This window comes from Floccifex sp., from assembly GCF_051873555.1.
In the GTDB taxonomy this organism is placed as follows: domain Bacteria; phylum Bacillota_I; class Bacilli_A; order Erysipelotrichales; family Erysipelotrichaceae; genus Floccifex.
The window spans coordinates 37065-50863 of the sequence record NZ_JBJEEY010000069.1 but is presented as its reverse complement, the minus strand read 5'-3'; the positions used below and the strand labels follow the sequence as shown (position 1 = coordinate 50863).

The following is a 13799-nucleotide window of genomic DNA, read 5'->3' as shown; positions in this document are numbered from 1 at the left end:
TACCTGATACTTCAGGAAAAGTTGCCGTTAAAGAAAATGGACAATTAGATCGTGCTTCCATGGCAACCATTACCAATCCAGATGACTTAGCTGCTTTAGAAGCTGCTTTAAAATTAAAAGACGAAACAGGATGTGAAGTCGTTGTGGTTTCAATGGGACCATTCACTGCTGAATCAATGTTACGTGAATGTCTTGCTCGTGGAGCAGATCGTGCTGTATTAATTTCTGGACGTGAATTTGGTGGATCCGATACTTTTGCGACTTCTCAAATTATTGCGGCAGGAATCAATAAAATTGGTGTTGGACCAGAAGATGTTGTGTTCTGTGGTCGTCAGGCAATTGATGGGGATACAGCACAAGTTGGACCTCAAATTGCTGAAAAATTAAATTTACCTCAAGTTACTTATGCAGCAGAAATTGAAAAAGAAGGAAATTCTTTAATTGTTAAACGTTTATTAGAAGACGGTTTCATGAAAATTAAAGTACAAACTCCTTGTTTAATTACTTGCGTAAAAGAATTAAATCAACCTCGTTATATGAGTGTTTCTGGATGCTTTACTTGTTTTGATCAGGAAATCGAAGTTTTAGATTATCCTGCATTACAAGATGATCCACTAATTGAAGTGGATACAATTGGTTTGAAGGGTTCACCTACAAATGTATTTAAATCATTTACTCCTCCACAAAAAGGAGCTGGAACAATGTTAAGCGGTGACGATGTTGCCAATCAAATGGCTTCCATCTTAGCAAAAAAACATTTGATTTAAGAAGAAGGAGAAAATAAAATGGCAGATTTTAGCGAATACAAAAATGTATGGGTCTTCTGTGAACAACGTCAAGGTGAACTACAAAATACAGACTTTGAATTAGTTTCAGAAGCTAAAAAATTGGCAACAGAATTAAACTGTAAAGTTGTTGGACTTTTATTAGGAGAAAACGTTAAAGGCTTAGCAAGTGAAATTGGTGGATATGGTGCCGATGAAGTGGTTGTATGTGACAGTCCATTATTAAAAGACTATACAACAGATGCTTATGCAAAAGTATTATGTGATATGGTCAATGAATTTAAACCAGAAGTATTATTAATTGGTGCAACAAATATTGGACGTGACTTAGCGCCAAGAATTGCAGCGCGTTTACATACAGGATTGACAGCTGATGCTACTCATTTAGATATTGATACTAAAGGATATGTTGAATATTTACGTGAATCCAGCACAATTGATGTAGATAATACAACATTTGACTGGGAAGACCGTAACTTAAAGATGACTCGTCCTGCTTTTGGAGGACACTTGATGGCAACTATTATTTGTCCTCGTTTCCGTCCTCAAATTTCAACAGTTCGTCCAGGTGTTATGAAAAAAGCTGCATTTGACAAAGCCAAAGCGGATGCGGTTCAAGTCATTGAACCTAGTTTTGAATTAAGTGCTGCTGATATTAAAACAGAAGTATTATCCATTGAAAAAGCCGCTACAAAAATGGTTGACTTAATCGGTGCTGATATTATTGTTTCTGTTGGACGTGGAATCAGCAAAGACGTAGAAAAAGGAATTGCTCTAGCTCAAGAATTAGCCGATGTATTAGGTGGAGGCGTTGTTGGTGCTTCTCGTGCTGTTACAGATGCAGGTTGGTTAGATGCAATGCATCAAGTTGGTCAAACTGGAAAGACAGTTCATCCAAAAATCTATGTTGCTTTAGGTATTTCTGGAGCAATTCAACATACAGCTGGTATGCAAGATTCAGAATGTATTATCGCAATCAATAAAACAGATGCAGCACCTATTTTTGGTGTAGCAGATTATGGAATTGTTGGCGATTTGTTTAAAGTCGTTCCTCAATTAATTGAAGAAATCAAAAAAGCAAAAGCTGCTTAAAATAGGGAGGTTCTATTCATGAAAGTTGGAGTTATTGGTGCTGGAACAATGGGGCAAGGAATTGCCAAAGCATTTGCTCAAGTAGAAGGATATAGTGTTGCTTTATGTGATATCAAACAAGAATGGGCTGAAAATGGAAAAGCAAAAATCGAAAAAGGATATGCTCGTTTAGTTAGTAAAGGTAAATTATCACAAGAAAAAGTAGATGCAATTTTAGCTTCTATTGAACCAGGATTAAAAGAAAATTTATGTGCAGACTGTGACTTAATTGTTGAAGCTGCTTTCGAAAATATGGAAGTAAAACAAAATACTTTCAAAGAATTAGATGCTATTTGTAAAGAAGGATGCATCTTTGCATCAAACACTTCTTCTTTATCTATTACTGAAATTGGAAAAGGAGTTAATCGTCCAGTTGTTGGTATGCATTTCTTTAATCCAGCAGATCGTATGAAATTAATCGAAGTTATTGCTGGTGTAAATACACCTGTAGAAATTGTTGAAAAAATCAAAGAAATTTCTGTTGAAATTGGAAAAGAACCAGTTCAAGTAAATGAAGCTGCAGGATTTGTTGTTAACCGTATTTTGATTCCTATGATCAATGAAGCAGCTTTTATCAAAATGGAAGGCGTTTCCAATATTGCAGGAATTGATACAGCTATGAAATTGGGGGCAAACCATCCTATGGGACCATTAGAATTAGGAGATTACATTGGGCTGGATATTTGTTTAGCTATCATGGATGTATTATATAAAGAAACAGGTGACAGTAAATATCGTGCTTGTCCATTGTTACGTAAAATGGTTCGTGGTGGAAATTTAGGTGTTAAATCTGGTAAAGGATTCTATCAATATAATGCAGATCGTACAAAAACACCTGTTGATGAACTATAAGATGGAGAATTAAAATGGAATTCATTACATACGAAACAGAAGGATTTGTTGGTACTATTACCATTAATCGTCCACGTGCATTAAATGCTTTAAATTCGCAAGTCTTAGAAGAACTAAATGCGGCTTTAGATGCAGTTGATTTAAATGCCATTCGCTGTTTAATTTTAACAGGAGCTGGTGAAAAATCATTTGTTGCTGGAGCTGACATTGGTGAAATGAGTACTTTAACAAAAGAAGAAGGCGAAGCCTTTGGAAAAAAAGGAAATGATATTTTCCGTAAAATTGAAACATTCCCAATTCCTGTTATTGCAGCCATTAATGGATTTGCTTTAGGAGGAGGATGTGAAATTGCTATGAGCTGTGACATCCGTATTTGCTCTGAAAATGCTGTATTTGGACAACCAGAAGTTGGTTTAGGAATTACACCTGGATTTGGTGGAACACAACGTTTGGCTCGTGTAGTTCCTGTTGGAGTTGCTAAACAAATGATTTATACAGCTCGTAATATCAAAGCGGATGAAGCTTATCGTATTGGATTGGTAAATGCAGTCTATCCTTTGGAAGAATTGTTACCAGCTGCTCAAAAATTAGCTTCTACTATTTCAAAAAATGCCCCAATTGCGGTTCGTAATTGTAAAAAAGCTATCAATGATGGTTTACAAGTAGATATGGATCAGGCAATTGTTATTGAAGAAAAATTATTCGGTGATTGTTTTGAAACAGAAGATCAAAGAGCTGGAATGGCAAATTTCTTAGAAAAAGATAAGTCTAAAAAATTAAAAATTGTTCCTTTCCAAAATAAATAATGTTCATTTTAGAGTCCTGAATCAGGACTCTTTTTTTCTGTAGACCAATATGATAAAATAATAACAGTTTGGAGGTACCATATGTTATTTTTTAGAAACGATTATGGACAAGGATGTATACAAGATATTTTAGATCTTTTACAAAAAATAAATTTAGAAAACGTCACAGGATATGGAATGGATCCTTATTGTACAAAAGCAAAACAAATGATTCAATCTTATATACCGGATTTAGAAGTAGATATTCATTTTTTAGTTGGAGGAACTATTACCAATCAAACCATTATCAAACATATTTTAAAACCATTTGAAGCTGTTTTAGCTTGTGATTCAGGACATGTTTCTACACATGAAACTGGTTCAATTGAAGCTACAGGTCATAAAGTCATTATGTTACCAAACAATAATGGAAAATTAACGCCTGAAGTTATTAAAAAATGTTTTAATGAGCATATGTTAACATATGAACACATGGTGTATCCAAAATTGGTTTATATTTCCAATGCCACAGAATTTGGAACTGTATATACAAAAAAAGAACTCATGGAATTACGTAATATTTGTGATGAACTAGGGTTATATTTGATGATGGATGGAGCCCGATTAGGACAGGCTCTCACATCGAATGTATGTGACTATGATTTAAATGATATCGCAAAATGGTGCGATGTATTCTATATTGGTGGAACGAAAAATGGAGCTTTAATGGGAGAAGCTGTTGTCATCACAAATCCATCTTTAAAACCGTATTTCCGTTTTAATATGAAACAAAATGGAGCTATGATGGCAAAAGGATGGTTATTGGGCGTTCAATTTATTGGTTTATTCACAAATGATAATTATTTTACATGTGGAAAACATGCCAATAAAATGTCAAAAATGATTCAAGATGAACTAGTTTCTTTAAAATATCCATTATTTATGAAAAGTGATACCAATCAGGTTTTTCCAGTTGTTAGCGAAAAACAATTTCAATATTTATCACAAGACATTGACTTTGAAGTCTGGGATAAACGAGAAGACATGCTGATCATTCGTTTTGTGACTAGCTGGTGTACAAAACAAGAAGATGTAGATATTTTAATTCAAAAACTTCAAGAAGCTAGTGCTTTAGAATAAACATATGGATTCAGGCTATCTTGTAAATAAAATAAAAGTTGATGGATTAAAGCTTCTGATATTAAAGCCAACCAAGAATAAAAAGAAAAAAGAAGATACGCCTGCTATTTTATGGATTCATGGTGGTGGTTATGTAACTGGAATGGCAGAAATGGTCTATATATCCAGAGCTTTTAATCTTGTCAAAAAATATGGAGCTGTTGTTATTTCTGTTGATTATACTCTAGCAACAAAAAAAGCTTATCCAGCTGCTTTAAATGATTGTTATAAAGCTTTGCTATATTTAAAAGAAAACGCCGATATATTGGAATGTAATAAAAATCAGATTATGGTAGGAGGCGAAAGTGCAGGTGGAGGATTAACAATTGCTCTGTGCATGTATGCTCGAGATCAGGGAGAAGTCAATATTGCTTTTCAAATGCCATTATATCCTATGATTGATAATCGAGATACACCTTCTTCTGGCAATCATCATGGCATTTCATGGAATACAAAGAAAAATCATTCTGCATGGAAACGATATCTATCAAATATTGATTCTGATATTCCTGTTTATGCTGTTCCAGCAATTCAAACCAATTATAAAGGATTACCACCAGCTTATACATTCATTGGAAATAAAGAAATTTTCTATTGTGAAACTATGACATATATAAATCATTTAGAGAATGAAGGCATTCCCGTGCATTTTGATATATATCCTACTAGATTTCATGCCTTTGATATGCTTCTTCCATTTCGAAAAATCAGTAAACAGGCAATTTATCATTTTGAAAAAGAATTTTTATATGCTGCAAAACATTATTATGCAATACAAAAAACGAAGTGAACTCACTTCGTTTTCATTCAAATAAAAATTCTAAAAATTCATTACATTCTTGTGCCCAGTCTTGTTCACAATGACGGCCATTTTCTTTTACATTTAAATGAAATTTCATTCCTTTTTGAGATAAAATGGAAACAATATTTGAAATGATCTTTGTTTCTTTCACAAATTCATGTTTTCCTTCTTCTAATGCACCCCAGGAAATATACATTTGATTATCTTGCATTAATTCACTATAAAAAGCTTCCAAATATAGATAATCTTCAACTGGAGATACAAAAGGTGATAAAACAAGAGACTTTGAATATATGTCGCTATAGACAATATGTGCATATAAAGCCATTAATCCACCACAGCTAGAGCCTCCAATCCAGGTAGTTTCTCTTTGTGGCATTGTTGGATAATGTTCATCAATATATGGTTTTAATTCATGAATGAAAAAATCCATTGTTAAATCGCCATATCCATTAAAAGCTTCTTTGGCTTCAAAATCCGCAAAAGGATAGGGACCATATTCATCCAGTCGATCATTTCCTGTATGAGAACATTCCTGACCAACAACAATTAATTCAAATTGTCGTTCTTCAATAGCTTGAGCTAAATGCCAGGAAGAATGAAAAGTAGCATCTTCATCCGAAAATAAATTCTGACCATCAAACATATATAAAACAGGATATCGTTTATTGGATGTTAGATAATCATCTGGTAAATATAAATGAATCATTCGATCTTCATCGAATGATTCCATGTGAATATTAAATTTCTCTAGCAATTTTAAAGACTCCTTTTTAATTTGCTAACATTAAAGCTTTATCATAGAATTCCTGTCTTCTTTCTTTTGTTTTCCAACGAGCCAAGACAAGAACATCTCCCATAGCTGCTGCAAAAGCTTTTGGTAAATGTTTTACATAAATAATTTCATTTCCAAATTCTTTTTTCAAATCATCTACACTGTATTTATAGTTTAAGTTATTACGACGACCTGCAAAACCAGCAGAATATGGTTTATTTTTAAATTCTGGACATTGTTGCGTTAAAATAACTTTTGCCCATAAGTCATATACATCCACATCACATGAATAATTCATCAAATCTGGGCATATTCCTCCAGGTGGACGGAAATTAACTTCCAATCCTAAAACAAATCCTTTTTTACCCAATCCTTCAACATCACGATTTAAACGGAAGAATTCACAATGGAAGAATCGATTCTTTAATTTAAAGGCTTTAATTGTTTTTTGTGCCAATTGCCAATATTCATCACTGATTTCCAAAGTAGTATAAGAAGCCATACTCAATTGATTGTTAACACTTTCCATACAACTTCCGATATAATCCATACTACTTAAGAAACGAATATTACTATCTGCATCACAAATACCATCTAAAGTAAAGACAGTACCATCCACATATTCTTCTAATATCATATGGTATTGTGTTGTCTTTTCGTAATACATTTTTAAATCATCATCGTTATGAAGTTTATAAGTAAAACTTGCACCAACGCCATGATCAGGTTTTAAGACCAATGGATATCCAACAGTGTGCGCAAAATCTAAAGCAGTTTCTAAAGAATCCACTAAAGTATAACGAGCCGTAGGAATATTTACAGATTCATAATACTTTTTCATAGCTGCTTTAGATTGAAATTCATCAATTTGAGCAAAACTAAAACCAGTTTTTACATTAAAATCATCTCGAAGACGAGCATCTAATGTTAGCCAGGCTTCATTGTTGGATTCAATCCAATCAATTTTTCCATACTTGAATGTATAATATCCAAGGGCACGGACCATATCGTCATAGTTATTAAAACTTTGAACAACATAACATTCATCACAATATTCCTTTAATTCTGGTTGCAAAGAATTATAAGGATTATCAACAATGGCTAAAACTTTTGCACCATATTTTTTTAAACCTCGACAAAACATCCAGTAATTGTCAGGGTAATTAGGGGAAATAAATACAAAATTCATAAATTCCTCTCTTTCTTTTTTTCTTTAAATATACTCTTATTTTGATAAAATCACAATAAAAAAGCAAAAGCTAATTTATTTCTTGTAGAAAAGCTTTTGCGATAGCCGAACCAATCTTTTTTTGATATTCCTCATTGGTCATTTGAGTATAATCCGAGGGATTGGACATATAACCCAATTCAATGGAAATCGTGGGTAAATCTGAGTCAGCTAAAACAGGAAAATTACCATAGTGATCACTATCTAATCCTTTAAATTCAGAATAATTAATTTTCATAAATTCCTGTGCTATAACATTGCACAAATCAATAATATCATCGTTTGGCTGAGTAAAAATTGTATAACCTTTTTCCAATGTATCTCGATTATAATTCACTTCAAGATGCAATAAATAGTCAGCATTTTGATCTTTGGCAATATTAATACGATAATTTTCATTTTCTTCTTCATTGTTATAAAAAGAAATATTATCATCAGTTCTTGTATAAACAACCGTATAACCCGATTGTTCTAATGTTTGACCAATGACCAATGCTAATTCCAAAGTAATATCTTTCGCATCTTTTTTTCCTTCTTCCACAAATCCAACATTGGCACCTCCATAAGCAGGATCAATACAAATAACAGATTTAGACTCACTTGTCTTTAAATCAACTGTATCATTGGTCATTATTGTTCCATCCTGATTTTCAGGAATACGTACACTTTCTTTTGGTTTTACAGAAATATTGGGTTGAACCACTAAAGCTAAAAATAGCGCAATAATGATATAAAAATAAGTTTTATTCATTGTTTTCTCCCTTAGAACTAAATAATACCATAAATTTACTTTATTTGATATAATAGAAAAGGTGAGATTATGGAATTTAAAGTAACGATTGATCAATTTGAAGGGCCATTGGATTTAATGCTTCATCTAATCAAAGAAAATAAATTAGATTTATTTGACTTGGATATGAATATTCTAGCGAGTCAATATATTGAATATATCCAGAAAATGGAAGACATTCATTTAGAAATTGCCAGTGAATATTTAGAAGAATTGGCTTCTTTAGTTGAATATAAAAGTCGAAAGCTTCTTCCAAGAACCAATATAGAAGTTTCACAAGATTATGAAGAAGATAAACGTGATCAATTGGTCAATCGATTAATTGAATATCAGCGTTATAAAGAAGCAAGTGAATCCTTAAAAATTGAATACGAACAAAGACAAAAGCGTTATACTCGCCAGGCAGCTTCCATTGTTTCACAATGGCAAAATCAAAATACTAGTGATATCTTAGAAAAACAATCACCTTATGATTTATTAAAAGCTATGAATCGTGTCTTGTCACGTTTGGCAATTTTAAAACCATATGAAACAAAGGTTACTATAAAAGAATTATCCGTAGAACAACGTGTCAGTCAAGTTTTAGATCGAATTCAAAATATTCATGAAAAGATTTCATTTGATTCTTTATGTAATGATTGTACGAATTTACATATGGTTATTGTAACATTTTTATCGATTTTAGATTTGATTCATCAAGCAAAAATAACATTTACAATTGATGAAAATGAAATCATATGGATTATTAAAGGAGACCAGCTATGAATCAAAAAGCAATTGTAGAAGGTTTATTATTTTTAAGCGGAGAAGAGGGCTTAACAGTCGAACAAATTTGTGATTGTACACAAATAGAAAAACAACAAGTTATTCAAATTCTTGAACAATTAAAAGAAGATTATAAAAACGATGACAAAGGCTTTGAATGTGTTGAATTTGCGAATCGCTTTAAATTCATCACAAAAGAATTTGTATATCCATATGCACAACAATTATTTGAAAATGTCAAAGCACCTACTTTGAGTCAGGCAGCATTAGAAACATTGGCTATAATTGCTTATAAACAACCTGTTACACGTGTTGAAATTGAAGAAATTCGTGGTGTAAATTGTGAAATGATGTTAAAGAAATTACAGCTTCGTCATTTAATTGAAGCCAATGAAAGAAAAGATGTTGTTGGAAAACCTCTTTTATATTGTGTAACTGAAACATTTCTAGATACATTTCAATTGGAAACACTCAAAGAATTACCAGAACTATCAAACAAAAATTTTGCGGAAAACGAATTATTTGAGGAGATTTTATAAAATGGAAAGATTACAGAAAGTTATCGCAAAAGCGGGCGTTTGTTCGCGAAGAAAAGCGGAAGAATTAATTTCAAAAGGAAAAGTAGTTGTCAATGGAGACGTTGTAAAAGAAATGGGAATTAAAGTTTCTGGAAACGATATCATTGAAGTCAATGGACAGGAAATTTCTTTTGAAGAAAAAGAATATTATGTTTTACATAAACCAAAAGGATGCATTTGCACAAACAATGACGATAAAAATCGTACAACAGCCATCAGCTATATTGACACAAATGCAAGAATTTACTGTGTAGGACGTTTAGATTATGATACATCAGGTGTTTTATTACTAACAAATGATGGAGAATTCACGAATTTAATGACACATCCACGTTATCATTTACCAAAAAAGTATCGCGTAAATCTACAAGGAATTTTATCCGAGGAAGATATAAAAAAGATTCGTAAAGGAATTAAAACCGGGCATGAAAGATACCAGGGGGCAAGAGTCAAAATGCTGGAAGTGGATCCAACTCGTAATCGCTGTCAATTTGAATTAACTATTCAGGAAGGTAAAAATCATCAAGTTAAAAATATGATGAAAGCTTTGGGATATGAAGTACGTCGATTACATCGTATTTCTTTTGCCAATATTACGGTAGACGGATTAAATCCTGGTCAATATCGTAAATTGAAACCATTTGAAGTCAAGCAATTAAAGGCAATGGCTATACAAGGGGAATAAGATGAAACAGGTTTTTATTACACAAGACTGTGATGTCAATTCAAGAATTCTTTTAAATGATCAGGAAGCACATCATTTATTTGATGTTCTTCGTATTCAAAAAAAAGAAATTGTTCGAGTTGTGACACATAATCATCGTGTTTTTTTAGCACATCCTTCAAATCGTCCTTACTTAGATATTTTTTCTGAAATTGAAGTACCACAAGAAAATAAGCACATTACTTTATGTGTCAGTCTAATTAAACAAGATAAATTTGAATGGATGCTTCAAAAAGCTTGTGAACTCAATGTAACACGAATTGTTCCTTTTGAATCTCGATACAGTGTCGTTCATATTGATGCCAGTAAAGAACAAAAAAAATTAGATCGATGGTCACAAATTATATTATCGGCTTGCAAGCAATGCAATCGCAATGATTTAGTGGAATTAACGCCTGTTCAGCGTGTTGAAAATTTACATGAATTTCAAAGTGAATGTAATTTAGTGGCTTATGAAAAAGAAAATGAATCATCTCATATTTCAAAGTATTTAAAATCCAATCCAAAAAGCATTACAATTTGTATTGGACCGGAAGGTGGATTTGATCCAGCTGAAATTGATATTTTAAATGACGATCATTTTCAAAGCGTTTCATTAGGAAAATCCATTTTACGAGCGGAAACCGCCAGTTTATATTGTTTGGCTTGTATTGAATATCAAAAATATTTAGAAGAGGATGAAAATGAAATATAAATTGTTCACATTAGGTTGTAAAGTCAATGCCTATGAATCACAGTTTTATCAGGAACAATTGCAATCTATTGGATTTGAAAAAGGAAAAGACGATGAAATTTGTGATTTATATTTAATTAACACTTGTACAGTGACAAATACAGCTGCCAGTAAATCCAGACAACGCATTCATTTCGCTCGAAAAGAAAATCCACAAGCGATTGTTGTTGCCATTGGATGTTATGTGCAATATCTTAGTGATGATAAACGAAATGAATTGGGCGTGGATATAGTCATTGGCGCGAATCATAAAAATCAATTGGCCTCTATTCTTCAGGATTATATTCAACATCAGAAAGCAAATTCAATTATATCTATTGAAGATTTTAATGATTTTGAATCGATGCCAATTACGCAATTTGAAACAAAGAAAAGAGCATTTCTAAAAATTCAAGATGGGTGCAATCAATATTGTTCATATTGTGCCATACCATTTGCACGTGGGCACGAAAGAAGTCAGAAAAAAGAAGAAGTTATACAAACTGCTATTCAACTATCAAAACAAGATCACGAAGAAATAGTTTTAACTGGCATTCATACAGGAAGATATCGTGATGGTTCTTGTGATTTAACGCAGTTATTAAAGGAATTATTAAAATATACACCAGAGCGTATTCATTATCGTATCAGTAGTATTGAAATTACAGAAGTCAGTGATGAATTAATTCAATTAATGAAGGAAAACAAACGAATTTGTCATCATTTACATATTCCAATTCAAGCAGGATGCAATGAAACTCTACAAAGAATGAATCGTCCTTATACTATAGAAGAATTTAAAAAACGCATTCAATGGATTCGAAATGAAATTGAAGATATTTCAATTTCAACTGATGTTATTACAGGATTTGTACAAGAAAGTAAAAAAGAATTTGAAATCACAAAACAAAATTTAAAAGATATTCAGTTTTCGTTTTTACATGTTTTCCCGTATTCAAAAAGAGATGGAACCAAGGCTTCTTTTATGAAAGGAGAAGTAAATGGGAAAATCAAAAAAGAAAGAGTCAATGAATTAATTTCTCTTTCTAATGTTTTACGAAAAGAAGACATGAAGCGTTTTTCTAAATTAAATGTTTTAATTGAAAGTTCGAAAGACTCAATTTATATGGGATATAGCGATCAATATCATTCTGTTCAAATTGAATCAAGTCAACCATTATCTGGAAGAATCCAAGTTCATTATGATCATATAGAAAATGGCGTTTATATTGTGAAAGAAGGAAATATATGCGATTAAGTAAATTATTTAAAAATGCTCCGACTGTAAATATTACAGGACTTTGTTTTGATTCACGACAAGTCAAAAAAGGAAACATCTATTTTTGTTTACCTGGTATGACTTTCGATGGACATGATTTCATTGATCAGGCCATTGATAAAGGAGCTATTTGTATTGTTCACTCTAAAATATTGGAAAAAACAGATGCCAATGTGATTTATATTCAAGTAGAAAATGTAACAGAAGCTTTAAATATTTGTGCACGTATTTTCTATGGCCGGCCTTCGGATAAAATGATGATGTATGGTGTAACCGGAACCAATGGAAAAAGTACTATTACTAATATTATTCAGGCAATTTTAAATCCATATAAACCATGTGGATACATTGGAACTATCGCAATTCGCTATGGAGACATTCATTTAGCACCAGACTTAACTACACCAGATGTTCTTTTTCTTCATCAGAAATTAGCAGATATGGTGCGTGTTGGTATGAAGGCTTGTGCTTTGGAAGTGAGTTCTCATGGTTTAGCACAGCATCGTGTAGATGCCATTCAGTTTGATTGCGCTATTTTTACTAACTTTACATATGATCATTTAGATTTTCATGGAACTTTTGAAAACTATTTTGAAGCCAAATCTTTATTATTTAAAGAACGAGTAAAAAGTACAGGTGTTTCAATATTAAATATGGATGATGATAAATATGAGGATTTAAAACAAATTTCAAGAGCTCGTGTAGTCACTTATGGAATTAAAAACAAGGCAGATTATTACGCAAAAGATTTAAAATTAACGCCTCATGAATCTAGATTTACATTGGTTTATGATCAAAAAGAATATCGAGTTGTAACCAATATGGTGGCATTATATAATGTCTATAATTTATTAGCTGCCATTGCTGCTTTACATGAAACAGGAATGGATCTGGAAATCATTTTAGCGGCTTGTGATTCTTTGCCACAAATTGAAGGTCGAATGGAACAAATTGATTGTGGACAAGATTTTCATGTGATTGTGGATTTTGCGCATACACCAGATGGAATGGAAAAAATGATGAAATTTGGACGTGATATTGCCAGAGACAATAATTTGATTGCGGTATTTGGTTCAGCTGGAAAAAGAGATATTGCCAAACGAAAAGTATTTGGAGAAATAGCAGAAGAATATTGTGATTATATTATTTTAACAGAAGATGATCCACGCGATGAAAGCAGTGCGGATATTGCCAGACAAATTAAAGAAGGTATCAAAACAAAAACCAATATATTTATTCCTGATCGATATGAAGCCATTCGACAAGCTGTTCAATATGCAAAAGCAGGCGATGTGATTTTATTATTAGGAAAAGGCGATGAAGTCTTTATGTATCATGAATCGGGTCGAGTACCTTGGATTGGAGATAATAATGCAGCTAAGGAATGTATAGAAGAAAGATTGTCATAAGTCTT

At 32.3% G+C, this 13799-nt stretch carries 15 protein-coding genes; 12 read left to right on the top strand and 3 right to left on the bottom strand.

Annotation, left to right across the window (positions count from 1 at the left end; translation table 11 throughout):
- From ACI32A_RS04230 to ACI32A_RS04205, 6 genes are all read left to right on the top strand, one after another.
- Positions 1-767, top strand: a 767-nt coding sequence (locus tag ACI32A_RS04230) for an electron transfer flavoprotein subunit beta (protein ID WP_439753782.1), incomplete at its 5' end; no start/stop codon positions are given.
- A gap of 18 nt (positions 768-785) precedes the next feature.
- On the top strand, positions 786-1877 hold the full coding sequence (gene acrA / locus ACI32A_RS04225; protein ID WP_439753781.1) for an acryloyl-CoA reductase electron transfer subunit beta: 1092 nt from the start codon (positions 786-788) through the stop codon (positions 1875-1877).
- A gap of 18 nt (positions 1878-1895) precedes the next feature.
- Positions 1896-2768, top strand: coding sequence for a 3-hydroxyacyl-CoA dehydrogenase family protein (locus ACI32A_RS04220; protein ID WP_439753780.1), 873 nt, complete (start codon positions 1896-1898; stop codon positions 2766-2768).
- Positions 2769-2782: 14 nt separating this feature from the next.
- Positions 2783-3574: an enoyl-CoA hydratase-related protein gene (locus tag ACI32A_RS04215; protein ID WP_439753779.1), complete on the top strand. Its 792-nt coding sequence runs from the start codon at positions 2783-2785 to the stop codon at positions 3572-3574.
- 81 nt (positions 3575-3655) lie between these two features.
- Positions 3656-4693, top strand: coding sequence for a threonine aldolase family protein (locus ACI32A_RS04210; RefSeq protein WP_439753778.1), 1038 nt, complete (start codon positions 3656-3658; stop codon positions 4691-4693).
- Between the two features lie 4 nt (positions 4694-4697).
- Positions 4698-5522: an alpha/beta hydrolase gene (locus ACI32A_RS04205; RefSeq protein WP_439753777.1), complete on the top strand. Its 825-nt coding sequence runs from the start codon at positions 4698-4700 to the stop codon at positions 5520-5522.
- Positions 5523-5535: 13 nt separating this feature from the next.
- Here the strand turns inward: ACI32A_RS04205 and ACI32A_RS04200 are convergent, their stop codons facing one another.
- The 3 genes from ACI32A_RS04200 to ACI32A_RS04190 form a co-directional block, all read right to left on the bottom strand.
- Positions 5536-6267: an alpha/beta hydrolase gene (locus tag ACI32A_RS04200; protein WP_439753776.1), complete on the bottom strand. Its 732-nt coding sequence runs from the start codon at positions 6265-6267 to the stop codon at positions 5536-5538.
- A 40-nt stretch (positions 6268-6307) separates the two neighbouring features.
- Positions 6308-7498: an ATP-grasp domain-containing protein gene (locus ACI32A_RS04195; protein WP_439753775.1), complete on the bottom strand. Its 1191-nt coding sequence runs from the start codon at positions 7496-7498 to the stop codon at positions 6308-6310.
- 70 nt (positions 7499-7568) lie between these two features.
- Positions 7569-8288, bottom strand: coding sequence for an N-acetylmuramoyl-L-alanine amidase family protein (locus ACI32A_RS04190; protein ID WP_439753774.1), 720 nt, complete (start codon positions 8286-8288; stop codon positions 7569-7571).
- A gap of 69 nt (positions 8289-8357) precedes the next feature.
- On the opposite strand from ACI32A_RS04190, the gene ACI32A_RS04185 reads away from it, so the two are divergent.
- The 6 genes from ACI32A_RS04185 to ACI32A_RS04160 are packed head-to-tail and all read left to right on the top strand — an operon-like array spanning position 8358 to position 13794.
- A complete protein-coding gene (locus tag ACI32A_RS04185; protein ID WP_439753773.1) occupies positions 8358-9092 on the top strand; it encodes a segregation and condensation protein A in 735 nt (244 codons plus the stop codon).
- Positions 9089-9631 carry an SMC-Scp complex subunit ScpB gene (gene scpB / locus ACI32A_RS04180; RefSeq protein ID WP_439753772.1) on the top strand — a complete coding sequence of 181 codons (543 nt, stop codon included), beginning with the start codon at positions 9089-9091 and terminating at the stop codon, positions 9629-9631. The genes ACI32A_RS04185 and scpB overlap by 4 nt, the downstream gene beginning before the upstream one ends.
- 1 nt (position 9632) lies before the next feature.
- Entirely contained in the window at positions 9633-10355 is a 723-nt protein-coding gene (locus ACI32A_RS04175) for a pseudouridine synthase (RefSeq protein ID WP_439753771.1), read from the top strand.
- 1 nt (position 10356) lies between these two features.
- Positions 10357-11088 (top strand): RsmE family RNA methyltransferase, encoded by a 732-nt coding sequence (locus tag ACI32A_RS04170; protein WP_439753770.1) that lies wholly within the window; start codon positions 10357-10359, stop codon positions 11086-11088.
- Positions 11078-12364 carry a tRNA (N(6)-L-threonylcarbamoyladenosine(37)-C(2))-methylthiotransferase MtaB gene (gene mtaB / locus ACI32A_RS04165; protein ID WP_439753769.1) on the top strand — a complete coding sequence of 429 codons (1287 nt, stop codon included), beginning with the start codon at positions 11078-11080 and terminating at the stop codon, positions 12362-12364. Before ACI32A_RS04170 ends, mtaB begins: the two co-directional genes overlap by 11 nt.
- Positions 12355-13794, top strand: coding sequence for a UDP-N-acetylmuramoyl-L-alanyl-D-glutamate--2,6-diaminopimelate ligase (locus tag ACI32A_RS04160; protein ID WP_439753768.1), 1440 nt, complete (start codon positions 12355-12357; stop codon positions 13792-13794). The genes mtaB and ACI32A_RS04160 overlap by 10 nt, the downstream gene beginning before the upstream one ends.
- Positions 13795-13799: the final 5 nt, after the last annotated feature.